21 protein-coding genes are annotated in these 26,711 nt (G+C 41.9%); 7 read left to right on the top strand and 14 right to left on the bottom strand.

What is annotated here, in order from left to right; genetic code table 11:
- The 7 genes from B9Y69_RS04230 to B9Y69_RS04200 all read right to left on the bottom strand — a co-directional run bounded on the left by B9Y69_RS04230 (position 1) and on the right by B9Y69_RS04200 (position 8,499).
- Positions 1-1,377, bottom strand: a complete 1,377-nt coding sequence (locus B9Y69_RS04230; RefSeq protein WP_085471726.1) for an exonuclease domain-containing protein — start codon at positions 1,375-1,377, stop codon at positions 1-3.
- Positions 1,378-1,421: 44 nt separating this feature from the next.
- On the bottom strand, positions 1,422-2,153 hold the full coding sequence (locus B9Y69_RS04225) for a tRNA threonylcarbamoyladenosine dehydratase (RefSeq protein ID WP_085471725.1): 732 nt from the start codon (positions 2,151-2,153) through the stop codon (positions 1,422-1,424).
- Entirely contained in the window at positions 2,150-2,812 is a 663-nt protein-coding gene (locus tag B9Y69_RS04220; RefSeq protein WP_085471724.1) for a TatD family hydrolase, read from the bottom strand. The genes B9Y69_RS04225 and B9Y69_RS04220 overlap by 4 nt, the downstream gene beginning before the upstream one ends.
- Before the next feature lie 208 nt (positions 2,813-3,020).
- Entirely contained in the window at positions 3,021-4,304 is a 1,284-nt protein-coding gene (locus B9Y69_RS04215; RefSeq protein ID WP_085471723.1) for an anthranilate synthase component I family protein, read from the bottom strand.
- 8 nt (positions 4,305-4,312) lie between these two features.
- On the bottom strand, positions 4,313-5,584 hold the full coding sequence (locus B9Y69_RS04210) for an adenylosuccinate synthase (RefSeq protein ID WP_085471722.1): 1,272 nt from the start codon (positions 5,582-5,584) through the stop codon (positions 4,313-4,315).
- A 130-nt stretch (positions 5,585-5,714) separates the two neighbouring features.
- The gene (locus B9Y69_RS04205) at positions 5,715-6,212 is read right to left on the bottom strand and encodes a Fur family transcriptional regulator (RefSeq protein WP_085471721.1); all 498 of its coding nucleotides are present in this window, start codon (positions 6,210-6,212) and stop codon (positions 5,715-5,717) included.
- Between the two features lie 79 nt (positions 6,213-6,291).
- On the bottom strand, positions 6,292-8,499 hold the full coding sequence (locus B9Y69_RS04200) for a RelA/SpoT family protein (RefSeq protein ID WP_085471720.1): 2,208 nt from the start codon (positions 8,497-8,499) through the stop codon (positions 6,292-6,294).
- A gap of 190 nt (positions 8,500-8,689) precedes the next feature.
- On the opposite strand from B9Y69_RS04200, the gene B9Y69_RS04195 reads away from it, so the two are divergent.
- The 5 genes from B9Y69_RS04195 to B9Y69_RS04175 all read left to right on the top strand — a co-directional run bounded on the left by B9Y69_RS04195 (position 8,690) and on the right by B9Y69_RS04175 (position 12,006).
- Positions 8,690-9,292: a DUF4294 domain-containing protein gene (locus B9Y69_RS04195; RefSeq protein ID WP_234991089.1), complete on the top strand. Its 603-nt coding sequence runs from the start codon at positions 8,690-8,692 to the stop codon at positions 9,290-9,292.
- Positions 9,293-9,307: 15 nt separating this feature from the next.
- Positions 9,308-9,799: a glutathione peroxidase gene (locus B9Y69_RS04190; protein ID WP_085471718.1), complete on the top strand. Its 492-nt coding sequence runs from the start codon at positions 9,308-9,310 to the stop codon at positions 9,797-9,799.
- A 47-nt stretch (positions 9,800-9,846) separates the two neighbouring features.
- The gene (gene bshB1 / locus B9Y69_RS04185; protein ID WP_085471717.1) at positions 9,847-10,569 is read left to right on the top strand and encodes a bacillithiol biosynthesis deacetylase BshB1; all 723 of its coding nucleotides are present in this window, start codon (positions 9,847-9,849) and stop codon (positions 10,567-10,569) included.
- A complete protein-coding gene (gene gloA2, locus B9Y69_RS04180) occupies positions 10,569-10,961 on the top strand; it encodes an SMU1112c/YaeR family gloxylase I-like metalloprotein (protein ID WP_200811745.1) in 393 nt (130 codons plus the stop codon). Before bshB1 ends, gloA2 begins: the two co-directional genes overlap by 1 nt.
- Before the next feature lie 169 nt (positions 10,962-11,130).
- Positions 11,131-12,006 carry an OmpA/MotB family protein gene (locus B9Y69_RS04175; protein WP_085471716.1) on the top strand — a complete coding sequence of 292 codons (876 nt, stop codon included), beginning with the start codon at positions 11,131-11,133 and terminating at the stop codon, positions 12,004-12,006.
- Between the two features lie 164 nt (positions 12,007-12,170).
- On the opposite strand, the gene nhaA is transcribed toward B9Y69_RS04175, so the two are convergent.
- From nhaA to B9Y69_RS04150, 5 genes are all read right to left on the bottom strand, one after another.
- The gene (gene nhaA, locus B9Y69_RS04170; RefSeq protein WP_085471715.1) at positions 12,171-13,346 is read right to left on the bottom strand and encodes a Na+/H+ antiporter NhaA; all 1,176 of its coding nucleotides are present in this window, start codon (positions 13,344-13,346) and stop codon (positions 12,171-12,173) included.
- 102 nt (positions 13,347-13,448) lie between these two features.
- Positions 13,449-14,915 (bottom strand): RagB/SusD family nutrient uptake outer membrane protein, encoded by a 1,467-nt coding sequence (locus tag B9Y69_RS04165; protein WP_085471998.1) that lies wholly within the window; start codon positions 14,913-14,915, stop codon positions 13,449-13,451.
- An 18-nt stretch (positions 14,916-14,933) separates the two neighbouring features.
- The gene (locus tag B9Y69_RS04160) at positions 14,934-18,116 is read right to left on the bottom strand and encodes a SusC/RagA family TonB-linked outer membrane protein (protein ID WP_085471714.1); all 3,183 of its coding nucleotides are present in this window, start codon (positions 18,114-18,116) and stop codon (positions 14,934-14,936) included.
- A gap of 159 nt (positions 18,117-18,275) precedes the next feature.
- Positions 18,276-19,322 (bottom strand): dipeptide epimerase, encoded by a 1,047-nt coding sequence (locus tag B9Y69_RS04155; RefSeq protein WP_234991087.1) that lies wholly within the window; start codon positions 19,320-19,322, stop codon positions 18,276-18,278.
- 22 nt (positions 19,323-19,344) lie between these two features.
- Positions 19,345-20,571, bottom strand: coding sequence for a C40 family peptidase (locus B9Y69_RS04150; RefSeq protein WP_234991085.1), 1,227 nt, complete (start codon positions 20,569-20,571; stop codon positions 19,345-19,347).
- Positions 20,572-20,866: 295 nt separating this feature from the next.
- Here B9Y69_RS04150 and B9Y69_RS04145 point away from each other — a divergent pair, with 295 nt between their 5' ends.
- Both B9Y69_RS04145 and msrA read left to right on the top strand, forming a co-directional pair.
- On the top strand, positions 20,867-21,856 hold the full coding sequence (locus tag B9Y69_RS04145; protein WP_394365777.1) for a glycosylasparaginase: 990 nt from the start codon (positions 20,867-20,869) through the stop codon (positions 21,854-21,856).
- A 92-nt stretch (positions 21,857-21,948) separates the two neighbouring features.
- The gene (msrA, locus tag B9Y69_RS04140; protein WP_085471710.1) at positions 21,949-22,467 is read left to right on the top strand and encodes a peptide-methionine (S)-S-oxide reductase MsrA; all 519 of its coding nucleotides are present in this window, start codon (positions 21,949-21,951) and stop codon (positions 22,465-22,467) included.
- Positions 22,468-22,705: 238 nt separating this feature from the next.
- Here msrA and B9Y69_RS04135 read toward each other — a convergent pair whose 3' ends face one another.
- On the bottom strand, positions 22,706-25,423 hold the full coding sequence (locus B9Y69_RS04135) for a DNA gyrase/topoisomerase IV subunit A (RefSeq protein WP_085471709.1): 2,718 nt from the start codon (positions 25,421-25,423) through the stop codon (positions 22,706-22,708).
- Between the two features lie 284 nt (positions 25,424-25,707).
- Positions 25,708-26,706, bottom strand: coding sequence for a cytochrome-c peroxidase (locus B9Y69_RS04130; protein ID WP_085471708.1), 999 nt, complete (start codon positions 26,704-26,706; stop codon positions 25,708-25,710).
- Between the last annotated feature and the right edge of the window lie 5 nt (positions 26,707-26,711).

The raw sequence follows: 26,711 nt of genomic DNA, 5'->3' as shown, positions 1-26,711 counted from the left end.
TTACTTTTGCAACATCCGCACCTTTTCCGGATTGGTTTCCGCATAACGCAATACTAACGTTTGCATATAGTGATTACTGATACATTTGTCTTTATAAGAAACTATATCTTCAACTTCAGTCCAATCATTCAGATCGTCAATAAAACCAAAAGCGAATAGCTTTTCTTCTTTAAAGTAGATGTAACTCTGCTCTTCGTCATGTCGGCCCGCATCGGTCAAAATAAAAGAACGTTGCTGCAAACGTAAATGTTCCAGAAGCGTGTAAATTGTTTGATTGTGGTCTTCAAGGTTCGGCATTTCGACCTCATCCTTATTTGTAACCAACACTTTATCTTTCCCTCCAGGAGAGTAATAGTTACACAAAGACGGAGATAGTTGATGTTCCTGCATCAGTTTAGCGAGGAAAATATTTGCTTCACCGGCCGTTTCGAAATACTGTAAACCTTGAACACCAGCTGTACTTTTTGTTATTGCTAGGTGCTCAAAGCCGCAGATATCCTGATAGTTAAAGAGAACAAACTTAGGTTCATATTTTTTTAATGCGTTGTTATAAATAGGCCAATGCTTTTTAATCAACTGGCACTCCATCAACAACGCCATCAGTTCCGTGCCCGATTCTTCAAAATCTATATGACACACTTCATTAATAAACTGTTGCCTGCGTAAGCTGCTGTTGTTACCACTGAAATGACTAAATACTCTTTTCTTGATATTTAGTGCTTTACCTACGTATACAATTTTTCCTTTTTGATTGCGGAGAATATATACCCCTGTTGTTTCGGGTAGTTTATCGAATTGTTCTTTTGGAATATGTGTCGGAAGGCGGTGTGCGGTATTTACCTGGAGGCTTTTTTGAATATGCCCCTCATCATCCTGAGCAAGTAACAGATCAAAAAGTTTAACGGTTGCTTCCACATCCCCCATAGCACGGTGCCTATCGGTAATTTCAATGTCTAAAGCACGACATAGGTTTCCTAAACTATAGGAGCGGTGTCCCGGTAATATCTTGCGTGATAACCTGACCGTACATAGCTTTTGTGCCTGCCAATCATAACCCGACTGCTTAAGCTCCTTATTTAGAAAAGAATAATCGAAATTAACGTTATGGGCAACAAATACCTTTCCCTGTAACAGGTGAAAAATATCTTCCGCTATCTCCTCAAAGCGGGGCGCGTCTTCCACCATTTCATTGCTTATTCCAGTAAGTGTTTGGATCGCATAGGGAATGTGCACATCTGGATTAATCAGCGTATGGTAGCGCTCTATTACTTTTTTGCCATTATGAATTAAAATAGCTACTTCCGTAATCTTAGCGCCGCCGGCATGACTTCCCGTTGTCTCAATATCGACAAGTGCAAAATGCTTTTGTTTATTCACATCACAATATTACTAAATTAATTAGTAACATCAAACACTTTTGATCACTTCACTGGTGTTCCCATTAGCTCCCGTATAGCAACCGAAGCGATGGCGCCCCCGAAAGCCGCTGGAAGATAGGACATGGTGCCGTAAGCCGACTTTTTGAAGTTACTACCATCGGTATAAAGAAGGGAGTTCTTATCTGGAAGTTCTGTTGAGAATGCTACTTTAACACCATTACGAATACCATGTTTGCGCAGTTTTTTTCGGATATGTTGTGCCAGCTTACAATTATAGGATTCACCGATGTCGGCGATTCGAATTTTAGTGGGGTCCACCTTTCCACCAGCCCCCATGGAGCTCACAAATGGAATGCCTGCATCTAACGCTAAACGGATAAAGAATAATTTGGGTGTAATACTGTCTATCGCTTCTACACAATAGTTGGGTTGGAGATCCAATAGACCAGGTATCTTTTCGGGGATAATGAAATCTTGGATTACCGTCAGCTCAAGCTCCGGATTAATGGCCAGTAGGCGCTCTCGCATAATTTCTGCTTTCGCTACGCCATGATTTGTTGATAAGGCTGGCAGTTGACGGTTTCTATTGGATGGGTCGACGGTATCACCATCGATAATCGTCATCTTGCCGACTCCTGCACGGCATATAAATTCTGCCGCAAAAGAGCCCACACCACCCAAGCCCAACACCATCACGTGTGAGTTGGCCAGTTTCTCTAAAGCATCTCTTCCTGTTAAAGCTTCTGTTCTTGACAACCAAGATAAATCTTTCATCTTCCTAGCGGATAGTTAAATATATCTACGAAATTTTTATAAACCTGTTCCTTCAATAGATTAAGGTCTATTTTTTGAACGCGGCAAAAATACGTATAAATATCTACTATTTTACTAGATTTGTCGTCCGTTTCTAAGAAAATTCGATCCAACGGTATTCCGGTAATAAGACCATCCTTTTTCGTTGTCAAAAGCGAGGCACCTAGACTCAGGTAATACCCTTCACCCAACAGCTGTTCGGCAAGTTCTATTTTTTTATCAAAGCCGTGAAAGAGAACGGGGACAGCTACTTTCTCCTCCCGCAGTATACGGATGCATTCTTGGTATGCACGAACACAATGTATGATTAATGGTTTGTTAAGGCAATTAGCTATAACAATCTGTTTTCTAAATACATGCTCTTGAATATGAAATTCGGTATCACATAGTTTATCTAGGCCACATTCACCGATCGCTAAAATATTTTGTTGTTTACCATATTGATGTAACACATCAAATTGCGCTTCATAATTCCTATCTACATACCACGGATGAATTCCGAGTGTGCAAGGTTGAGGAATAAGATAATTTTTGGAAACGATAATGTTAAGAAGAGAAAACTCTTCGGCCGTGTTCTCCTTATAATGGTGGGTATGTATATTTACGAATGGAGAACGCATACTCAAACTTAAAAAACTTTCTTCGAAAAAGCAAATGATGGTATGGTTGAAAGTTAAGGAGTTAGAGGGTTAAGGGGGTGAGAAGGTACGAGGTGAATGGAGGACCTCAACATTGTTATCGCTGGCGCGAGCTTGTAGCTCGTGTCCTTTTGTATAAAGTACTGGTTGAAAACTCGTGCTAGTAACTTCGGCAAGGTCGGGGGGATATTTACGACAACGATCCGCCTAAAACGTGTACAATAGCGGAAGCTTTCAGTAAGCACTCGTCGTACTCCTTTTCGGCAACAGCATCAATGGTAATGGCACCGCCCGTATGAAAAGAAAGATATTTACTGGTTTTATTATATAGAATAGAACGGATAACTACATTAAAGTCGAAATCACCATCCGGAGCAAAGTAACCGACAGCCCCGGAGTAAACACCGCGCATACTGTTCTCGTAGCGATCACAAAGCTGCATCGCACTGATTTTAGGCGCACCTGTCATCGATCCCGGTGGAAAGGTATTCTTTATTGTCTCTGCATCTGAAAGCGCCGGATTCTGCTCGCAAACAACCGTAGAGATCAACTGATGAACCTGCTTGAAGCTATGCACCTCCAGTTTACGCTGCGCATCAACTGTCCCCGGTATGGCACTTCGTGTGAGATCATTACGCACCAAATCTACGATCATCACATTCTCAGCTATCTCTTTCGGGTTTGAAGAAAGCTCCGCAATAAGACGTGCATCTTCAGCGGCATCTCGTCCACGAGGCGCTGTTCCTTTAATAGGCTGCGAAATAAGTGTCGATCCACGTTTTGCCAGAAAACGCTCCGGCGAAGCCGACAAAATATAGCGATCATCGAGCTTGAAAAACACGGAAAATGGCGTAGGAGAGGTCTCACTCAGCTTCTCGTACACAACAAGGGGGTCAAGATCTACATCTTCTGCATAAAACTCCTGACAGAGGTTTACTTCATAGATATCTCCTTGCTGTATATGCTGCTGCATTTGCGCGAAACTTTCCATATACTCCGTTTTGGACATCCGTTTTTGCAAACTCAACGCCCCCAAAGGAGAAGAAGATGGGAGCAAGGTGGAGAGAATCTTCTCGTAAACCAATTCAGGGGCCTCGCCCTGAATCTCTACCTGACCATTCGCAAAGCGCAGAACTGTTGCTGGTACAAAAAAAGAAGATAGCGGAAAACCTAGGCGATTCGGGAATGGCGTCTTCAGGTCTTCAATTTCATCCTTTAGGTCATACGAAAAAAAGCCAAGCATCCATGAATCTGAATGCTTGGCCTTAAATTTTTCCAGCGCTTTAAAGGTATCTGAAGACGTACTACTCGTGAAGGTAGCTACAGACTCCACCGCTAAAAACGCTTCAATTTTACTGTATTCATCGTTGTACCCGTTTGATTCAAAAAAACAAACCTCCGAAAACTGCGCTGCCCATTGCAGTGCTTGTTTCTTAAAAGTAGGTATTTCGACGTCAAAAATGGCTACAGCCATGGTTTTACTTACAATTCAATAGTTTGTACACGATCTGGACCTACCGAAAGATACTTAATAGGCACTTCTAATGCTTTCTCTAAGTATGCGATATAGTTTTTCAATGCAGTCGGGATTTCACCTGGTGTACGGATACCCGTTACATCCTGGTTCCAACCTTCCACTTCTTCCAAAACCGGCTCCGCTTGGTTTGTGATAATCTCATACGGCATATAATCGATAACCTCACCGTTATACTTGTAGTGCGTACATACGTAGATTTTTTCAAACGTATCCAACACATCTGCTTTCATCATAATAAGCTCGGTCACACCGTTCAACATAATTGCGTACTTCAACGCAGGAATATCAATCCAACCTGTACGACGAGCACGGCCCGTAGTCGCACCAAACTCATGACCTAACTGGCGTAATTGCTCACCTGTTTCATTATCAAGCTCCGTAGGGAATGGTCCACCGCCCACGCGTGTAGCGTAAGCTTTGAAGATACCATATACCTGACCAATTTTGTTAGGCGCAATGCCCAAACCTGTACAAGCACCTGCCGTTGTCGTGTTTGAAGAAGTTACAAAAGGATAAGAACCAAAATCCACATCCAATAATGTTCCTTGGGCACCTTCCGCTAAAACTTTTTTACCTTCTTTGAGGTAGTTGTTCACCAAGTGCTCTGCATCCACATGAGGGATCGCTTTGATAAACTCGATAGCTTGCAAGAAAGCGGCTTCCTTTTCTGAGAAATCTGGAACCTCACCATAGTGCGATAAAATCTCCAAATGCTTTGCTTTTAGCTTTTCGTAGCGCTCTTTGAAGTCAGGCAAAGTAGTATCACCAACACGCAGACCGTTACGACCTGTTTTATCCATGTAGGTCGGACCAATACCTTTTAACGTAGAACCGATCTTACCCGCACCCATCTTTGATTCCGAAGCCGCATCCAACAATTGGTGCGTAGGAAGGATCAAGTGTGCTTTACGCGCTAATACCAATTTACCTTTTCCTACCGGATCAAATCCAGCTGTCTTTAGGTTATCGAGCTCACGTTTCAAGATAATTGGGTCAATAACCACACCGCTACCGATCAGGTTCAAGGTACCCTCATTAAATATTCCTGACGGAATAGTGTTCAATACAAATTTTTTGTTGTCAAACTCTAATGTATGTCCGGCATTAGGACCTCCTTGGAAGCGCGCGATCAAATCATACTTAGGACAAAATACGTCAACGATTTTTCCTTTTCCTTCGTCGCCCCATTGTAGGCCTAGAAGCACATCAACTTGCATAATATTCGAGATATTGAGATTTAAAATTATATGATATATTTAAAGTCTTAAAAAGCACAAAGTTCAGAAGAAATCGAGTAGCTCGATTTTTTCTGAACAAAGGTAATACAATAATCGTTCGATTATTACATTAATTTGAAATTACCGTTTCTTTGTTTTCAGCACGCTTGGCCTCAGCTTCTTTCTTTTGGCAGGCTTCACAAACGCCATATAGATTTAAGGAGTGGTGCTTGATGTCGAATTTCAAAAGATCACCCATCAAACTTTGGATTTGGTTGATACGTGGGTCACAAAACTCAACAACAGTATTACATTCGATACAGATAACATGGTCATGCTGCTTAAATCCATATGATTTCTCAAACTGCGCCATATTACGCCCGAACTGGTGCTTCGTAACCAAATCGCAGGAAACCAAAAGCTCCAAGGTGTTGTAAACCGTCGCCCGGCTCACCCGATATTTTTTGTTTTTCATGTGGATATACAAAGATTCCACATCGAAGTGATCCGAACGGGAGTATATTTCCTCCAGAATAGCATAACGTTCTGGTGTCTTTCTTAGATTTTTATTCTCTAAGTAAGCTTCAAATATCTTTTTTACCGTTTGGTAGTTTTCTGCTAAATTCATATTCAATTTTACTAATCTACAAATTTATTAAATTCTTGCTTAAAAAACGACCGTTTTCAGAAGCATAACATTGTCGTGATTAATTCTCCGCATCATAACGCGTAACACTTGTTATCCCACTGATTTCCTTGAGGTTCTTCATGAGACTTTCCAACTGTTCCGTGTTGTTGACAAAGACCATAATATTTCCTTCAAAGATACCTTCGTTGCTCGTGATAGCCAAGGAGCGAATATTCACACTAAATTCTTGAGAAATCACGTTGGTGATTTTATTCACTAAGCCTACATCATCAATACCAATAATGCGCAATCCCGTTAAGAAAGATGCCGTACTCTGTTGTGAGGCCCACTTGGCCTTTAGGATACGGTAACCGTAGTTAGCCATCAATTTGGAAGCATTCGGACAACTGGTACGGTGTATCTTAATCCCATCGTTCACCGTCAAGAAGCCAAAAATGTCATCCCCAGGAATCGGGTTACAACAAGGCGCCAGCGTGTAGTCCACTTCTTGCAAATCGTCACCAATCAAAATGGTATCAACCTCCTTTTTATTGATTTTCTCTACAAGCCCCGAAATATGGGTAGAGAAGTGACTATTACCGTGCTCTGGCTGTTTCTCACTGGCGGCATATTCCCGTAAACTTCGGGTATCAATGATGCCTTTTGCGACATTATAGAACAAGTCCTGCGAACTTGGATATTTAAAGTGGTTCGCAATCTTGTTGATATTATCTGTGTTGTACGTTATTTTAAGCGATTTCAGCTTACGTTCTAAAATCTCTTTACCATCTTCAGCAACGCGTCGTTTTTCTTCTTTTAGGGAAGACCTGATTTTGGATTTTGCTTTCGCCGTAATTACAAAGTTGAGCCAATCTTCTTTTGGTGTTTGTTTGCTCGACGTAATAATCTCCACCTGATCTCCATTTTGGAGCGGATAACTTAATGGCACCAATTTATGGTTCACCTTAGCACCAATACAAGTTGCCCCAATATCCGAGTGTATCTCAAAAGCAAAATCTAGCGCAGTAGCACCGTTCGGCAGCTGCACCAACGTTCCTTTTGGTGTAAAAATAAAGATCTCGTCCGAGAAGAGGTTCATCTTGAAGTCGTCCACAAAATCGAGTGCACTTTGTTCTTGGCTACTCAACATATTACGTACTTTCTGAATCCACTGATCCAAACCACTATCTGAATTCGATTCTTTATACTTCCAGTGTGCCGCAAAACCTTTTTCCGCAATCTCATTCATCCGCTTAGTCCGAATTTGCACTTCTACCCATTGTCCACGAGGCCCCATCACGGTGGTATGCAAAGATTCATAACCATTTCCTTTAGGAGACGAAATCCAATCTCGTAATCGATCCGGGTTTGGGCGATAAAGATCTGTGATGATAGAATACACTTTCCAACATTCCGTTTTCTCACGCTCAGTAGGAGTGTCGATGATCACACGGATAGCAAAAAGATCGTAGACCTCTTCGAAAGGAATCGATTTTTTACGCATCTTATTCCAAATCGAATGAATCGATTTCGGACGACCGAAAACATCTGCTTTTATGCCTTGCTCTTCCAATATATCTTTTACCGGAGCGATAAAATCGGCAACAAATTTCTCCCGTTCCGCTTTCTTTTCATTCAGTTTCTTCGCGATAAATTTATACGTATCGGGATCTGTATACTTCATAGACAGATCTTCCAATTCAGATTTTATAGCATACAAACCTAGGCGATGCGCAAGAGGTGCATAGAGATAGCTGGTCTCGGAGGCTATTTTAAGCTGTTTATGACGTGCCATAAATTCCATCGTCCGCATATTGTGCAGGCGATCGGCTAGCTTAATTAAAATAACGCGCACATCATCAGCCAGGGTAAGGAGCATCTTTCGGAAATTTTCCGCCTGCATTGAACTATTCGGGTCAAATATCCCTGATATTTTAGTCAATCCATCGATAATGCGCGCTACTTTTTTACCAAACTGCGTCTCAATTTCCTGCAACGTGATCGGTGTATCTTCGACTACATCATGCAGTAAGGCACACACAATAGAGGTGGTACCTAAACCAATCTCTTCCGCTGCAATCTGTGCTACAGCTATAGGGTGGTAAATATAAGGCTCGCCCGACTTACGCCGCATATCTTTGTGGCATTCCAACGCCAGGTCAAAAGCCTTTCTGATTTCTTGTTTATCTCCGCGTTGTAATGTCGGCTTACAGGCCCTCAATAATGCGCGGTATCGCTTCCTTATTTCCTTGTTTTCCGCTTCAATGTCAATCACATATTCTCCCATAAACAGGCTCCAAAAAAAATTGCTTTTAAAGTTTTTGTTCCGTATATTTATTACTGTTTAAGTTGCTGTTACATAAACAGATGCTAATAACATATAAATATAGTGATTTTTTAGGAGATTATAAAACACCGTAAGGTAATTTATTTGCGTAATGAAGTGTAGGTTATTTTTTGCTGTATCAGCCTTTCTTATGCTACCCCTGTGTAGCGTAGGGCAAGATTTGCAGGTGCCGCATTATGGAGAAGGAGAGGGAAAAGTACTGGCTAAATACCTAACAAATCGCACGGAAACAGGGGAGGTTTTACCCTGGTTTTTAATCGAAGATATTGTAGTTGTTGCTCGCCGCACATTTAAGACCGAAGAGGACCGACAACGTTACTTGCGATTAGAACGCAACGTATTACGGGTTTTACCGTATGCGATTTACGCACAAAAGCGTTATGAGCAGTTAGACCGCGAATTGGCGTTGGTATCTTCTAAAAAAGAAGAGAAAAGATTGGTAGAGGCCTGCGAGAATGAGATTAAAAGTAAATTTAATGCCGAAATCAAGAATTTAAGCGTGTCGCAAGGAAAGATTTTGATTAAATTGATTCAGCGACAAACAGGCAACACCAGTTATGAGTTGGTAAAAGAAATGAAGGGAAGTATATCAGCTTTCTTCTACCAATCTGTAGCCAAGGTTTTTGGGCACAACCTAAAATCGGCCTACGATCCAAAAGAGGATTTTGAAATAGAAAATATTATTCGTGGCTATGAGAGGCTACGACCTATAAAAAATTTGTATAACAATTAAAAAGGAAGGATAATAATGCAAACGGTTTATGATTTTCATGCGCTTCAGTTTAATGGCGAAAAGAAATCGTTGCAGGACTATTCGGGCAAAGTATTATTGATTGTAAACACGGCCAGTCGCTGCTTTTTCACGAAGCAGTTTAAAGCTTTAGAAGCGCTGTATCAAAAATATAAAGATCAAGGTTTCGAAATACTAGCTTTCCCGTCCAACGATTTCCGTGGACAGGAACCCATGACGGGCTCACAACTAGAGACTTTCTGCCGAATACAGCAACAGGTGACTTTTCCTGTTTTCAGACGCGTCCATGTAATTGGACCTTACAGTGAACCTTTATACCAATACTTGTCTGAACGTTCGAAAAATGGACGATTCGACAAGAAACCTTTATGGAATTTTCATAAATACCTGATAAACAAAGAAGGAGAGGTGGTGGACTATTTTTATAGTACGACAAACCCGACGGCAAGTCGTCTTATGACAAAAATCGAACAATTGATTTCGGAATAAAACCTTCCTTTTATCATTACCTTTGCCTTAAGGTCAATAATATAAGTATGAAGTTAGATTTAATGGTAATGACGGTACATCCGGATGATGCCGAACTCGGCGCTGGTGGTACTGTTGCTAAATATGTAGCTGAAGGTAAGACAGTTGGAATTGTGGATTTGACACGTGGCGAGCTTGGCACGCGTGGTACCGCAGAGACGCGTGCGCAAGAAGCTGCTGCAGCGGCGGCAATTCTAGGTGTGCATGTGCGTGAAAATTTGGAACTTCGAGACGGTTTTTTCCAGAACGATGAAGAAAGCCAACACGCCATTATACGAAGTATTCGCAAATATAGACCGGAAGTGGTTATCACCAATGCGTTAGATGACAGACACCCAGATCACGGACGCGCAAGCAAGTTGGTGTATGATGCGTTGTTCTTGAGTGGGTTAAGACGTATCGAGACCTTTGATGAAACGGGTGCTCCGCAAGAGGCATTCCGTCCGCGCTTACAACTTCAACTGATCCAGGATAAATACATCCAACCGGATATCATCTTAGATATAACCGACTTTTGGGATATTAAAGAACGTTCGGTCTTAGCATATACCACTCAATTTAATGTGTCAGAAGACGATAAGGAACCGCAAACATATATTTCAAACCCCGACTTTATGGAGTCGACCCGGGGTCGTGCTGCGGAATTTGGGCGCAATATACAGGTTCGTTATGCGGAAGGATTTACATCCCGAAAATTACTTGGCGTTACCGATCTCTTTCACCTTATATAGTGGGCATACAGGTCAATAAAGTTCATCATATTGCTATAATCTGCAAGGATTATAGCAGATCTTTACATTACTATACAACCGTAATTGGACTGGAACTCGTGTCCGAAATTTATCGACAAGAACGCGATTCCTACAAAGCTGATTTGGCACTTAATGGTGCTTATATTATCGAGTTGTTTTCATTTCCCGATCCACCAGCGCGTGTTTCGCAGCCCGAAGCGTTGGGCTTAAGACATCTGGCATTTGAGGTCAATGACGTCGCTCGCACGGCGCAAGAGCTTCAAGACCTCGGGCAGGCATGCGAAGCAATACGTATTGATCCAGAGACCGGAAAGCGATTTTTCTTTACAGCAGACCCGGACGGTCTACCGATCGAATTTTACGAAAAGTAAGATTATGGATCGAGATTTCAAGGCATCTAGGCTGTTGCAAATGTCTTGGTCGTAACAGTGTCAAACAAACCTATTTCACGATTGTTTAACATTAATTAGCAGTTCTATCGCTTCGGCTTTAGACTTTACTTTCGTATCTTTAGCAGTAGATACATTTAAATGTGATGGTATGATAAACAAAAGAATGATTACCCTATCAGTCTTGGCATCGGGCTTGTTCTTAAGCAGTTGCGTAAGCAATAAGAAATATGTAGCCCTTCAAACGCAACACCAAGATTTAGCAACACTTTACCAAAAAGGACAGTTAGACCTAACGGAAAGTCGTGCACGCGTAAAGAGTTTAGAAGACCAGCTGGAGTTTGAGCGCAGAAATAACGCAACATTAAAGGATGCATTAACGACGCTTCAAAATACGTTGGATAAAAGTATTAGCCAAAATACTCAGGGCAATGTTAACATTTCCAAGTTGGTGGATGAGATTAACGCATCGAACAAGTATATCCAACACTTAGTGAACACCAAAAACAAAAGTGACTCCCTTAATGTGGTGTTAACAAACAATTTGACACGTTCGCTAAGCCGCGAAGAGCTTCGTGATGTGGATGTAAAAGTACTTAAAGGCGTTGTTTACATTTCACTATCAGATAATATGTTATATAAATCAGGTAGTTATGAAATCTCGGATAAAGCAGGGGAGACGCTGAGTAAGATTGCCAAGATTATCCAAGATTACAAGGATTATGAAGTGTTGATCGAAGGTAATACCGATTCAGATCCAATCTCGAAACCGAACATTCGTAACAACTGGGATTTAAGTACGCTTCGTGCCTCTTCTGTGGTGCAGGCCCTTCAAAACCAGTATGGTGTAGATCCTAAGCGCTTAACAGCGGGCGGTCGTGGTGAATACAATCCGATAGCAGAAAATAATACACCGGACGGTAAAGCACGAAACCGTCGTACACAGATTATTATCACACCTAAACTAGATCAGTTTATGGAGTTGATCGATAAAGCACCGGAGTCTTCGAAAGAAGAAACTTTGTAGCAAGTAGTTGGGTAGATTGTAGATGGTAGTTGGGTCGTCTGTAGAGACCCAAACGCCGAAGGCCGCAGCTAGATCTTATCCCAAATATAAAAAATGAACTGCCACGTCAAGCGATAAGCGCTACGACGTGGCAGTTTTAGTTAGTAGGCTTCAAAACCTACATGTTATTTACTCGTTTTCTTACTTAGACTGGCTAAGAACATATACCCGCATAGACCAGAAAGCAATGATCCGACCAACACGGCTAGTTTAGCTTCTTCGATGTGAACAGGATCTTGAAAGGACAGCAGAGAAACGAAAATGGACATCGTAAAACCAATACCGCCTAACATGCCAACCCCGACAATATGTTTCCAATTGGATAACTCGGGAAGCTTCGCTAACCCCGCCTTCACACACAGCCAACAGGTGGTAAATATACCAAGAGTTTTACCCACAAAGAGGCCGAGAATGATGCCTAGACCCATTGGTGAAGTCAATCCACCAACCATCTCTTCGTGAAAAGTAATATTGGTATTGGCGATAGCAAATAAAGGTACAATAATGAAGTTCACGGGTTTTACCAATAGGTGCTCCAATTTCTCCAGAGGTGATTCCTTGTCGTCCACGGTGGTGGGTAATGTCATCGCGACCAATACGCCCGCGATCGTTGCGTGGATTCCGGAGTGGTGCACAAAGTACCAAATAAATACCCCCGGAACTAAGTACATCCAAATTGCTTTTACACCAAATCGATTGAAGGCAATAAGCAGGGCCATTAGCGCTCCGGCATAGAGTAGGTACGTAAAGTGTAATTCGGTAGAGTAGAAGATGGCAATCACGAGAATAGCCAATAGATCGTCGACAATAGCAAGTGCTGCTAAAAAGACTTTTAGGCTGGCAGGCACACGCTTACCCAGCATATTGATTACCGCCAGGGCAAAGGCAATGTCAGTCGCCATTGGAATTCCCCAACCGTGATGTGTTTCTTGATCGAAGTTGAAAGCGGCATAGATCAAAGCAGGAACGACCGCACCACCAATCGCGGCAAGGATTGGTAGCGCCGCTTGTTTAGGAGAGGAAAGTTCACCTTCCACCAGCTCGCGTTTGATCTCCAGACCAACCAATAAAAAGAAAATGGCCATAAGCCCATCGTTTATCCAGGCCGCAATACTATAATGGAGATGGACGCTCTCATTCTCAAACCCTAGCTGTGTGGATAAGAGTTTATTGAATGACTCTGCCAAGGGACTATTGGCAATGGTCAACGAAATAATTAAGCAGGCGAATAGTAATATTCCGCCGCCAGTACTCGAGTTTAAGAATTCCTTAAAGCTTCGTAGATTAATTAGTTTAGCCATGGGAACGAAGATATTGAAAATAGTCGGTTTTAGCCGTATAAAAGGGTGTAAATCGGTCGAAAAGGAATAAAAAAGCCCCTCTTTGCAGAGGGGCTGTATCGGTTAATAACCTGGGTTTTGTTGTGCTTTTATTGCCGGGTTTGCATTGATTTCGTCTTGCGAAATTGGCAAAATAGTACGACTAAAAGATCTATTGATGGAGGTCTCGCGTGTAGGAACACTAATTCCTGCAAACGCATCATCAAACGTGATAGTCTTGTTCAAACGAAGCATATCGAAGTAACGAAGCCCTTCACCATAAAACTCTTTACTTTTTTCCGCTAGGATTAAAGCTTCCGTAACATTTGCAGCTGTAATTGCCGGTAGATTCGGCGATCGTTTATGAATTGCCTGCGCATACGTCGCTGCTTTTGTTGGATTTGGGGTCGATGCTTTCAACGCCGCTTCTGCTGCTATTAAATAGATTTCAGATAAACGAATGACCTTAATATTTACAGCCGTATAATTGGATGATCCTTTATCACCGCTGAAGGTCGTTGATCCTAAATATTTATAACACGATCCCATTCGCTGCGTAGACGACTCATCTCGTAACATCACACCCTTTCTAACATCAGCCGCATCTTGGTTCAGCGCATTCAAAAACGGCGTTGCTGCCAAGAAGTTTCCTAAAGCACCCGTCTGATGACTTCTACGCATAAAATAGAAACCGAGTGATGCACGAGCCAAATCTGCTTGGTTCTGTTCAATTACTAATTCATAAATAGATTCCGATCCAAATTGACTTTTCCATGAGTTCACCCATTGATCGTTCTCATAAAGGGTGTAAACCTTACTATTAATAATCTCTTCGGCAGCAGCCAATGCCTTATCGAAATCGCCCATCGTTAAGTATACACGTGCTTGAATAGCTTTATTGGTATAATAGTTTAAGTAACCTTCCCGTTTCGTCTTTGGCAGGCCCGCCTCAGCCGCAACTAAGTCCGTTAGAATCTGCTTGTAGTTTTCATCAACCGTGGCACGTAAAGGTTTTTCATTATACGCTAAAGTTTGAATAACATTGGGAACACCGTACGCATTTTTATCATCCGTATATGATTTCCCATATATGCGAACAAGATCAAAATAACTTAAGGCACGAATCGTCAGTGCTTCCGATTTTGCTAAATCAAAATTTTCTGTTGTTCCCTCTGCTTTTAATTTCTCAATGTTCTCTAATAAACTATTCGCTTGGTAAATAACACCATAGATACCCGTCCAAAAAGACGAAAAACTATTCGCCTGTGGGTTATGGTTAAAGGTATAGAATTGATCTAGACCACGGCCTTGCGAGAATAAAGTGACATCACCACCTTTTACATCCCCATAACATATAAAATTACGACCATAATACGATGAACTGGTCATCTGTCGTTGAATACCATTGATTACAATCTGGGCATCGTTAGCGGTCTTGACCGCTTTATCTGCATCGGTAGCATTTGTAGGCTCTACATCGAGAAAGCCTTTACACGAAAAGCTTGTGGCTAGTACTGCTGATGCTAAGAATATATTAAAATACTTTTTCATGTTCGTACGCATTTAAAATTAAAAACTAAACTCGACACCAAATGTATAGGTCTTCCCGTAAGGCATTTCCCAACCACGTGTTCCATATTGGTTTACCTCTGGATCGGCCATTTTATACTTGCTAGCTGTCAGCAGGTTTGTTCCATTAAAGAATACACGCGCGTTGGTAATCTTTGCCTTCTGCAAAAATTCCGTTGGTATGCGGTAGGACAAGTTGATGTTTTTCAAACGTATAAACGAAGCATCGTACAAATGGCGACTACTTTGTTGTATAGCATCGGTTAAGTCGTTACCGTCGATTTTTGGTTGTGTACCTTCAGTATTATTAGGTGACCACATATTGTCGTAGTATTGTTGCGAACGAATACGCTCCCAGTAGTAGCCATCATCGTTAACATCTTTTTCGGCACCATCGTATAATTTACCCCCAATTTTGTAATTGAAGTTAAATCCTAATGAAATACCTTTGTATTCAAAATCAGTATTTAAACCGCCAGCCACTTTTGGAATTGCGCTGCCAATGATTACACGGTCTGCTTTGGTATAAGCGTAGGTGGCATTGCGTCCGTTGTATTCAAAGTCTGAAACGGCATTGTTTGTATACCATACATTTTTACCATTCTCTTTATTTACGCCTGCCCATTCATAACCAAAGTAAGATAACACAGATTCACCCTCACGATAGATAAATTCAGCACGAGCATCACCTCCGGTAGGGTCGGACCAGTTAATATCTTCACCCGCATTTAGCTTCTTAACTTTGGACGTCAAAAATGCGCCATTGACACTTGCATTCCATCTGAATTTGTCATTGGAAATGATATCACCACCTATCGTAAGCTCTACACCACGATTATTGATAACACCCACATTTTGAAGAACGGAGGTAAAACCTGTTGTACCTGACGTTGGTACATCCTGTAATAAATCTTTGGAATCTCTATTAAAGTACTCCACCGACCCCGATAGTCTGTTATTAAATAGTCCAAATTCCAAAGCTACATCATAGGTATTACTTTTTTCCCAACGAAGATCTTTATTTCCAATTCCACCACGAATTATGGCACCAGGGTTTGCTTTGTAGTTGTTGTTAAAATACATCAACGTTCGCCATCCATTCAGATCGGTAGGCAGGGTTCCATTTACACCGTATGAAGCACGTACACGTAAGCTGCTGATTGCTGGAATTTCATCCTTAATGAAGTTTTCTTTGTGCAAGCTCCAGGCTCCAGAGACGGACCAGAATGTACCCCAACGGTTATTAGGGCTAAACCGTGATGAACCGTCACGACGCAACGAAGCGCCTAAGAAATATTTCTCATTGTAGTTATAGTCGATACGCCCCAATCCTGATAACAGATTGTTTCCCCACGAATAAGCCTCCGCTTTGAAGTTCGCTCCGGTACCGATTGCTGTTGAAGAACTTGAACCTAAGTTAACGCTATTACTATATTGGTAGTCCGTTGTATTCTTTTCCGCTTCAAAACCAGCTAAGACACTGATGTTATGTAGGTCAAAGCTCTTTGTATAATTCAACGTATTCGACGATACATATTTACGAATATTGGTACTCCATTTACTGGAAGACCCTTTATCCGTTAAACCATTAAAGTGTAATGCTGAGAAATATAAATCTTCTTTAACTTCACTGTTGTCAAACGAGAAAATAGTCTTCGCTGTTAAGCCACTAACAATTTCCCAAGACAAGGACTGAATCGCTGAAAGCTTTAATGTTTTACTATTGTTATCCCATTCATTATTATAATAGTCCGAATTATAGGCTAAACTTCCATATTGCGCCGTCCATGGGTTTCCGGTTTTATAATCCGTTGGCCAATAGAAAGGAAACAACAAGTTTCTTGCTTGAAAGAAGGGATTTGACCCCGTCGACCGGGTATCATTAAAACCTGTTTTTCTTGTGTTACCAATATTTAGGTTTACATCGTAATTCACGTTATTGAAAACCTTTTGCGAAAGATTAACGCGTCCCGATACACGATCGTAATCATTCATGATAGCACGACCTTTATCTTTTGTATAAGACAACGAGGTGAAGTACTTCGTAGTTTCTGTACCGCCACTAAGCGAAAGATCATTGGTTTGAAAAACTCCGGTTCGGAATAAATAATCTTCCCAATCAAAAAACTTACCTTCTCGATTTTCAATCCCATCGGTCATTCCCAAAATATTCACATTAGACATCCGAGCGACATCATCCACAGTAAAACGATACCCATGCTTATTAAAACGATTGTTAATTTGTCCTAATGCATAAGCACTCGCTTCAGCATCCGTATAATTTACGCCGGTGGCATTGTTTTTATTGGATGTCCGGTAATCATGGAATATCTGATATTCCATATTAATTTGTGCCTGAGGATCTGCAATTTCATAGTTATCGGTTGCCCATGATGGCGTGAAACCAATAGAAGAGCGTAAATTGATCGTAGGCTTTCCTACTTTACCACGCTTGGTCTGGATAACGACGACACCATTAGCCGCGCGAGAACCGTAAAGAGCGGAAGCTGCAGCGTCTTTCAATATCGTAATAGATTCAATATCCGACGGATTCAAGGTACTCATTACATTGGAGGTGGAATAAATTTGACCACTCATTTGCCCTACGTTTCCGGAAACTACAGGTACACCATCTATTACATATAGCGGCTCATTAGATGCATTCATCGATCCAATACCGCGAACGCGAATACTAGATGTGGATCCCGCTTGTCCAGAAGTACTCGTTATCTGCACACCCGCAACGCGTCCATTTAAAGCGTTTTCGAAGGATGTAACCGGTACATCCTTAGCATCCTTACCATAATTCACTGTAGCAGCCGAACCGGTAAATGTACTTTTCTTCGCGGTACCGTATGCAACAACCATCACCTCGTCAAGAGATTGGTCGTCGCTATTAAGCGTTACATTCAACGTTTTGCGCCCAGCGAGATTAATCTCTTGCCTTTGGTAGCCTACGGCAGAGATAACAAGCGTTGCATTCGGATTAGCATTCAAAGTGAACAAACCACTCTCATTCGTCGAGGTACCCATATTAGTACCCTGTATCGTAATTGTAACACCAGAGAGGGGATTTCCACTAGAATCCGTAATCTTGCCGGCGACGGCAGATTGTTGTGCATTGACCACTTGCAGCGCACTACAAGCCATGAGGCACATGGAGGTTAGTAAATGTTTATTCATAATTCGTTGGATTATTATATACTAATATAATTCTTAAATTCCATTTGTTAAAATAATGTTAAGCAAATACCGGTCTTACTGAAATAATGTTCAGCAAAAAACCGTTTTAGCTGAATAAGACATAAAAAAAACAGCCTTTGGAGCTGTTCAATATATTGTCTATGAAGTCTTTATAACACCAATTCCCGGTCTATCCGGAAGGATACAGTGCCCATTCACAACCTGCATACCATCGTAAATATCATTCCCAATAAGCAAAGCACCATCCAGATCGGCCCAATCCACTAAGGGCCCCAATTGTGCCGCTGCGGAAATCGCACAAGAGGTTTCTGTCATACAACCAAGCATCACTTTCATATCTAAAGCACGAGCGAGTTCTGCCATTTTTTTGGCTTCACGAAGTCCGGTACACTTCATCAATTTAATATTTATCCCCGTATAGACATCCTTAAGACTAAGAATATCGCTATAACGTTGACAGCCTTCATCTGCAATGGTTGGGATAGGAGAGTGCTCGGTTAGCCACGCCATATCGTCGATCTGCTCCTTAGGCATCGGTTGCTCTAAAAATACCACACCACGCTCAGTTAGCCAGTGTGTCATTTCCAAGGCTTGTTCTTTATTCTTCCATCCCTGGTTTACATCCGCACATAATGGCACATCTGTCACCGAGCGGATGGTATCTATAATCATTTTATCGGTTTCTAAACCCAATTTGACCTTCAAAATCTTAAACTGATCTGCTTCCGCCACTTTCTGACGAATCACTTCTTCGGTATCGATACCAATCGTATACGATGTCGGCGGAACGAGCGTTGGGTTTAATCCCCAAATCTTATAGATAGGCTGTCCCATCAATTTACCTAAAAGATCATGCAATGCGATATCAATACACGCTTTGGCCGCCGTGTTCTTATCGGCAATCTGGTCTACATACTGTAGAATATCCTCCGTTTGAAAAGGCGAATTAAAAGGCGATAAATTAACCTGATTTAAAAACTTGATGACGCTCTCTTGCGATTCCCCTAAATATGGCGGCATACTCGCTTCACCATATCCAATTACACCGTCATACTCCAATTCGATCAATACAACCGGTGTAGTGGTGCGACTAAAAGAAGCGACCGTAAAAACATGGCGCATTTCAAGCGTGTACGGTATGTACCGCAAGGTAAATTTCCCCATAGAGAGGCTTGTCCATTGCATTGTGCTCATTGTAAAATAAGTCTTATTTTGTGTAATATGTATTTTCTTTTACCAATTGTATCGCACCATCTGTGCTGCCTAAATAACGACGCGCAGCCACAACAGTTCGCGTTTGGAAATCATCGTAGTTTGCCGCATCCTTTAGCATACTATTTATACGTACGGTTCCAGCAGCATGAATAAATGTTCCGTTACCAATATAAAGCGCAACGTGAGTTACCCGTGCATTTGGTCTTTTATTTTTGCCTGCAGCAAAAAATAAAAGATCCGCAGGCTGCAAGTTCTGAAGTGCCTTTTTAGCATCAAAGTTTCCATCTTTATCTAAAATATCCACAGCATCACCATGCAAGACTTGCTGAGAGGCATCGCGTGGAATAACATAACCATTCATAAAGAAAGAAGTCTTTGTAAAACCGCTACAATCCACACCCTTTACTGAAGTACCTCCCCATAGGTATGGAAGCCCCAACATAGAGTTTGCACTTTCTAAGATATTTTGAGGTGTTGGACGACGCGTGTCTATCCATTTCTCAAGCCCTGTTGCTTCTTCTTTTACAAGGTATGCAATGCGCTGATCAGGGTAAGCAACCTTGTAAAAACCTGATTCTTCACCCAATATATGTAAAATATCGCCATACACTAAATCCGAAACCCGTTGACTCTGTTTGTTCGGTGCAGAATAGGAGCGCCCAAACTCCGCGGTATAGATTACTTTTTTACCTTTCTTCCAATCGGCTATACCAGCAGCATCTAATGCGACAATGGAGGAGGTAGGTACCCATGCAATATATCCTTCCGGCGTACGCACACGATAGTCTCCGCCGTCTTTCTGTAAAATATCAACTTGTGCGCCCAAAAGTACCTGGGTAGCCATCTCGGCGGCGTGGTCTGGCTTGGTGCGTAAGTTTGCAACAGATAGATTAACTACACCGTATACCTTAGAACCAACACTTTCATCCGGTAAAAGTTTTACTAGAAAATTTCCTTGAACATCATTTAAATCTTGTGACAACAACTGTTGTATTTCTTTATCAGATGTTTGTAAGGTATAGGTATTTGTAGAAACATCGCTTTGCGCAAGCTCTACCAGCTTAAGACGTTTATCCGGTGCATGTGACGCTTTTGTTTGTTCTATAATTTTTTGCACCCGGAAATAAGTTGTTGAATCAACTTGTGCCTGCGTAAAATAGGACCCCGAAAGAAGTGCACCGAGTAGGACTGTACGTGTGAAATAATTTGTTTTCATCATAATGTCTTAGGTATCTAAACATCAACTAGCTAATGGTGATCTATTGTAGGATGCGTTTTTGATTTTGTTCTTTGAAACACCTCGAACCAATCAGCATATTGCAAACATAAACATTTCCGCCGATTTCTATAGGTAAAAAATGATATAGTTTCATGTTCTGTAGGGATCCAGTGCACGTTTGATACGGTTCGGACATATCAATCAAATTTAAGTACTTACTAAAACGTTTTTTTTGTAATATTGTGCATATACCAATGATTTCATGAGTTCGAGAAGAGATTTTATAAAACACTCCATGTTGGGAGTAGCATCACTGCATGTTGCACCGCACATAACCCAAGGCAATAGCCTTGCAAAAGGCCGAAAACCAATCGTCATTTCTACATGGGATTTTGGTGTCGCAGCAAACAAAGCTGCCTGGGAGGTTTTACGTACAAACGGTCGTGCGTTAGATGCTGTAGAGCGTGGTGTTAAGGTGGCCGAGGTAGACTTAGGAAACCCAACCGTCGGGAAAGGTGGATATCCCGACCGCGATGGTCATGTAACACTCGACGCTTGCATTATGGATGACCAAGGAAACTGCGGTTCGGTTGCTGCATTGGAACACATTGCACATCCTATTTCCGTCGCGCGCTTGGTGATGGAGAAAACCCCGCATGTGATGCTGGTCGGAGAAGGTGCGTTGCAGTTTGCCTTAGAGCAGGGTTTTGAAAAAGAAAACCTCCTTATTCCGTCCTCGGAAGCGGCCTGGAAAGAGTGGCTAAAAGAGAAGAAATATAAACCAATAATGAACATTGAAAACCGTGACTTTAGAACGGAGCGACTCCCTGGTAATCAGTACAACCATGATACTATAGGCATGTTAGCACTCGATACAGACGGCAATCTATCTGGCGCTTGTACAACGAGTGGAATGGCCTTCAAAATGCGTGGACGGGTAGGAGATAGCCCAATAATTGGTGCAGGCTTATATGTTGACAATGAAGTTGGCGGGGCCACTTCTACAGGAGTCGGTGAGGAGGTTATCCGTACGGTGGGGAGTTTTTTGGTTGTCGAACTGATGCGACAAGGATACACTCCGGAGGCCGCCTGTAAGGAAGCTGTACAGCGCATCATTAAGAAAAAACCAGCCATTGCCAAGGAAATTCAGGTGGGCTTCTTAGCCTTAAACAAGAAAGGAGAATACGGGTCCTATGCACTCCAAAGTGGTTTTAGTTATGCCGTATGCACTGCAGAGAAGCAAGATCTATTAATAAAGGGAAAGCATATTTTTCCGGCGCCTTAATTGGAATTTGACCTTATACTGGTAAAAGGTGCGCTATGGATATGTATTTTTGTAGTAAGAAACACGAAATTAAAATAACAATTCAATAGAATATGAAGGCTACATTTGGTGGAGGTTGCTTTTGGTGTACCGAAGTAATATTCCAAAATACAAAAGGGGTAAACACGGTACTTCCCGGGTACATGGGAGGAAAGAATGACAACCCGACTTATAAAGAGGTTTGCAATGGCGACACAGAACATGTCGAAGTGGTACAATTAGATTTCGATCCGACATTAGTGGATTTTAAGGATCTGCTTGCTGTCTTTTTTAAAACACACGACCCGACAACCCTAAACAGACAGGGGAACGACGTTGGCACGCAATATCGCTCTGTGGTGTTCTTTCATGATGAACAACAACAGGAAGAAGCAACAAATTTTATCGCGGCATTATCGAAGGAAGGTGTGTTTGAAAACCCAATTGTGACAGCGGTCGAACCAGCGGTTACTTTTTGGGAAGCAGAAGACTATCACCACGATTACTTCAACCAAAATCCGGGGAACCCGTTCTGTGCAGCGGTCATTGCACCGAAACTCCACAAGTTTTTAAAGAGCAATGGTAGTTTGTAGTTTGGTAGTTTTTAGGACATGACAGAGTTTGGTAGTTGATAGCTTGGTGTTTCGTGGTATAAGAGTCCGAGCCACAAGCTCGACTAGCATGTATATCTAAAAAAAGAAGTCGTCATTGCGAGGAGTGTAGCGACGCGGCAATCTTCCTTAAAAATAGCGCATTTAAAGCCATTTGAAAAGATTGCCACAGCCTTCGTACCTTGACTTCGCAATGACGACCAACTAAGATCTTAACCAGTTAGAACAAAGACGTCTGTCCTTGGTCATCTAAATTTATATCCTCTGGATTTGTAATTTCTAAACTTACATCAGAAGAAGAAGTCGTTTCTACCGAATTTATTTCCTCTGTCCCTTCAGAAGCTAACGGTGTTTCCCCCGTATCCACGGCCTCCGCTGCTTCCTCCTTTGCATCGCCTCGCGCCAAATCTTTCTCCGTAGAAAGCAGGGTCACGGCTTTCACCGTATGAAAGGACAACCTATTACCTTGTGCCTTGATCCCCTTTACATCGATAATCTCATTAAGCGGCTGCTCCATCGATTCTGGTGTCTGCGATTTCCCTTTAAGAATATCAAGCTTCACGATTGGATTATCACCATTGCTAAGCAGTATCAGCGCGGAACCAGGTGCATCGCTGATAAAGGACATTCGTTTACCGATCGGCTGGTCATCAAACGTAAACCGTTTTACATAATATGTTCCCGTCTTGCCGTCCTTATGTACGGCTGCGTAAACTTGTTTCGGTGTATATTTCTCCATTTTGACCAAGGTCGTATCAAAATGGTTGCTTAGATCAAAAGAAGAAAACTCATACGAGCCATCTGGATAAACAAGAAGAATTTTATCTTCTGCATTAAACTCACCTAAATAAACCCCACGTTCATCTGCATTAAGGCGCTTCAGCACGTCATCGAACCAAATTTTACGTCCCGCAAGTGTAGATACACCAGCGCTCTTAAAGGTTACTTTCTTCAATGGGAATTTTGAAACAATATTCCCTTGTGAAGCACGCCCTTTAATCGCTATTTCAGCAAAATCAAGGTCGAAAGTAAGCTTTCTCAGCTTTGTATGTGGTTTCAATTGAATATTTACAACCTCCGCTTCACCGTTCGGATTTGCCGAAAAATGCAAAATCTTGGTCCCTTTGCCACCTTTACCGATATCATACTCCTTATCTCGTGTAACCGCTGTTACCGAAAAGCGTTTGATAAAGCTTGTGCCCGTATCCCCATCTTTATAGATGGCATTATACACCGTTCGGTCGTCACCTTTCTTAAATACGGCGACGTGAATAATATCTTTTCCGACAAATACTTTATCTTGAATCTTGGTGACTACATATTTACCATCAGCGCGGAAAACAATAATATCATCAATATCGGAACACTCCGACACAAACTCATCCTTACGCATGCCCGTTCCAATAAACCCTTCTTCACGGTTTACATATAATTTAGCATTCGCTAAGGCTACCTGTGCGGCTTCTACCTTATCAAAAATACGGATCTCCGTTTTGCGTTCACGCCCCTTCGCATATTTGCTGCGCAGATGCTCGAACCAATTGATCGTGAATTCCGTTAAATTCTTAAGATTACGTCGCACATCTTTAATATCGTCCTCTAACGCTTTCATCTGCTCGTCGGCCTTTTTCACATCGAAACGCGTGATACTACTCATTGGCTTGTCGATCAACCGTTTATAGTCTTCTGGTTGTATTTCGCGATAAAATTGCGGGAAGAAAGGTTCAAATAAGCGATTCAAGACCTGAACTACGGTATCAAAATCACCCGCATTTTCATAATCGTTATGCTTATACATACCCTCCTGAATAAAGATCTTCAACAAAGAGCTAAAGAAAATCTTCTCTTGTAACTCATGTAGTTTAATCTCTAATTCCAGCTTTAGAAGTGCTTTCGTTTGCTTGGTATTCTCGATTAAGATATCATTCACACTCATAAAGTGTGGTTTATTATCGATAATAACACAGGTATTAGGCGATATGGAGGTCTCACAGCCGGTAAAAGCAAATAGTGCGTCAATTGTCACATCAGGTGAAATCCCTGGTGCCAAGTGCACGATAATCTCTACTTTCTCGGCGGTATTGTCCTCGATCTTCTTGATCTTAATCTTTCCCTTATCATTGGCTGCAATCACACTATCGATAAGACTTCCAGTTGTTGTACCAAAAGGGATCTCTGTAATCGCTAAGGTTTTCTTATCTCGTTCTTCAATCTTTGCACGAACACGAATTTTGCCACCACGACGTCCTTCATTATAGTTTGTAACATCAGCGAAACCTCCCGTTGGAAAATCCGGCACAAGATTGGGACGCTCTCCTTTCAGAACCTGCACAGAGCCATCAATTAGCTCCACAAAATTATGCGGCATAATCTTGGTTGCCAAACCTACGGCAATACCTTCCGCACCTTGGGTAAGTAAAAGCGGAAATTTAACAGGTAAGGTAACGGGTTCTTTATTACGCCCGTCATAGCTTAATTGCCACTCGGTCGTATCTGGATTAAAGACGACCTCGTTTGCAAATTTAGACAAACGGCCCTCAATATAACGCGGTGCTGCCGCAGAGTCACCTGTAATAGGATCACCCCAGTTTCCTTGACAATCGATCAGTAAATCTTTTTGTCCAATTTGCACCATGGCATCCCCAATAGAAGCATCCCCGTGTGGGTGGTACTTCATGGTATTACCAATAACGTTGGCAGCTTTATTGTATCGTCCATCATCCATCTCTTTTAACGAGTGAAGGATACGGCGTTGTACAGGTTTGAAGCCATCGTTAATATGCGGTACAGCACGATCTAATATAACATAAGAGGCATAATCTAAAAACCAGTTTTCATACAACCCCGATAAAGGAATCGTCGTACTGTTGGATTCATGCTCTGCACCATTTAAATTTTCGTCGTGAGATTCTTCTGAAAAGTTTGTTTCTTCGCTCATTTACCCCAAAGGTTCTTTTGTATTTTACTATTTAGCACTGAAAGTAGGTAAAAATAATAAAATTCATGGATTTTACGAAGGCAATTTTGTCCACGATAAAGCAGGAGTGGACCTTTATTGTGGCTAGTTTAAGTCTATTTTTAACGTACTAATTCGAGCGTCACTACCGTAGGTACGCTTAGGTTCAGATGTTCCGATTCCGAAAGGACCTAAAAGATAACCAGGCGTACAAGCAAGCTAGCCAACAGCTGGTGCCCACATACCTGCAGCATAAATTTTGACTATCAATAGGAACTAGTAGAAATAAAGGCTTTGTCGGAAAGTGTCTTCAAAAAAGAGATAACGGAGCTTACTTCTGAATCCGTTAGCTTTTTACCCATACCGGGCGTATTGATTGGATCACCATGAAACCGAAGGAGCCCCCGTAGATCATCAAACCGTCCGTCATGCATATACGGAGCGGAGTACTGGATGTTGCGCAGTGTGGGCGACATAAAACGGTATCGGTCTTCTTCTTTATGTGAATGAATATACATACCTAGATCCGCTCCGGATCCAGCAACGACATGCCCTGTTTGCGTGGTAAAGAAAGGTGCGGAATGGCAGGATTGACAATGTTCTTGAAAAATAGTCCAACCTTTGCGCTCTTCGCCCGAAAAGAAAGCTTTGCCCAGCATCATTTCATCGTATCTTGTATTCCATGAATTAAGGGTTCGTAGGTATTGTGACAGAACCGATAATAGGTCTGATGCTTCGATTTTTTCTCTTTTCGTAATGCGCTGAAATTTTTCCTGATAGAGATGCTGATTATTCAGTCGATCGAGGATCAGGTCGATATCACTATTCAGCTCATTGGTATCCCGAATCGCGTTTAATATTGTTTCTTTTAAGGTCGTCGCTCTCCCGTCCTGAAAGAAATAAGACTTCCAGATCAGATTCGTTAAGACTGGTGAATTGCGTGATGTCTTATGTCCTAGATCACCCACGCTGTTGCTTTTCTGCAGATCGGCATAAGCGGCACCTTGTTGATGACAGGAAGCACATGATGTCTTTTGATGGCGCGATAATATAGGATCATTGAATAATATACGTCCAAGGGAAGCACCGTGAACCGTAATCTTTCCCGTATCTAGGGGCGCACCAAAATGGGAGGGAGCTTGTATCCTGATGGACGGGTCGTTTTTTAAGAGAAAAAAACGACCCGTCAACAATAATATTACGATACCAATAATAACGAGAATAACAATCTTTCCAGAACGTTGTGTCTGCGGTTTTTGCTGCATTACAA

Source organism: Sphingobacterium psychroaquaticum, assembly GCF_900177625.1.
Lineage (GTDB): Bacteria > Bacteroidota > Bacteroidia > Sphingobacteriales > Sphingobacteriaceae > Sphingobacterium > Sphingobacterium psychroaquaticum.
This window is presented reverse-complemented; position numbering and strand designations above follow the sequence as displayed.

Excerpts from the sequence above, each read along its gene's own strand:
- B9Y69_RS04160 (WP_085471714.1), bottom strand. The coding sequence starts at position 18,116 with ATGAATAAACATTTACTAACCTCCATGTGCCTCATGGCTTGTAGTGCG.
- B9Y69_RS04195 (WP_234991089.1), top strand. The coding sequence starts at position 8,690 with ATGCTACCCCTGTGTAGCGTAGGGCAAGATTTGCAGGTGCCGCATTAT.
- bshB1 (WP_085471717.1), top strand. The coding sequence starts at position 9,847 with ATGAAGTTAGATTTAATGGTAATGACGGTACATCCGGATGATGCCGAA.
- B9Y69_RS04130 (WP_085471708.1), bottom strand. The coding sequence starts at position 26,706 with ATGCAGCAAAAACCGCAGACACAACGTTCTGGAAAGATTGTTATTCTC.
- B9Y69_RS04220 (WP_085471724.1), bottom strand. The coding sequence starts at position 2,812 with ATGCGTTCTCCATTCGTAAATATACATACCCACCATTATAAGGAGAAC.
- B9Y69_RS04210 (WP_085471722.1), bottom strand. The coding sequence starts at position 5,584 with ATGCAAGTTGATGTGCTTCTAGGCCTACAATGGGGCGACGAAGGAAAA.
- B9Y69_RS04150 (WP_234991085.1), bottom strand. The coding sequence starts at position 20,571 with ATGATGAAAACAAATTATTTCACACGTACAGTCCTACTCGGTGCACTT.
- nhaA (WP_085471715.1), bottom strand. The coding sequence starts at position 13,346 with ATGGCTAAACTAATTAATCTACGAAGCTTTAAGGAATTCTTAAACTCG.
- B9Y69_RS04135 (WP_085471709.1), bottom strand. The coding sequence starts at position 25,423 with ATGAGCGAAGAAACAAACTTTTCAGAAGAATCTCACGACGAAAATTTA.
- B9Y69_RS04205 (WP_085471721.1), bottom strand. The coding sequence starts at position 6,212 with ATGAATTTAGCAGAAAACTACCAAACGGTAAAAAAGATATTTGAAGCT.
- B9Y69_RS04215 (WP_085471723.1), bottom strand. The coding sequence starts at position 4,304 with ATGGCTGTAGCCATTTTTGACGTCGAAATACCTACTTTTAAGAAACAA.
- B9Y69_RS04225 (WP_085471725.1), bottom strand. The coding sequence starts at position 2,153 with ATGAAAGATTTATCTTGGTTGTCAAGAACAGAAGCTTTAACAGGAAGA.
- B9Y69_RS04165 (WP_085471998.1), bottom strand. The coding sequence starts at position 14,915 with ATGAAAAAGTATTTTAATATATTCTTAGCATCAGCAGTACTAGCCACA.
- B9Y69_RS04175 (WP_085471716.1), top strand. The coding sequence starts at position 11,131 with ATGATAAACAAAAGAATGATTACCCTATCAGTCTTGGCATCGGGCTTG.
- msrA (WP_085471710.1), top strand. The coding sequence starts at position 21,949 with ATGAAGGCTACATTTGGTGGAGGTTGCTTTTGGTGTACCGAAGTAATA.
- B9Y69_RS04145 (WP_394365777.1), top strand. The coding sequence starts at position 20,867 with ATGTTGGGAGTAGCATCACTGCATGTTGCACCGCACATAACCCAAGGC.
- B9Y69_RS04155 (WP_234991087.1), bottom strand. The coding sequence starts at position 19,322 with ATGCAATGGACAAGCCTCTCTATGGGGAAATTTACCTTGCGGTACATA.
- B9Y69_RS04190 (WP_085471718.1), top strand. The coding sequence starts at position 9,308 with ATGCAAACGGTTTATGATTTTCATGCGCTTCAGTTTAATGGCGAAAAG.
- B9Y69_RS04200 (WP_085471720.1), bottom strand. The coding sequence starts at position 8,499 with ATGGGAGAATATGTGATTGACATTGAAGCGGAAAACAAGGAAATAAGG.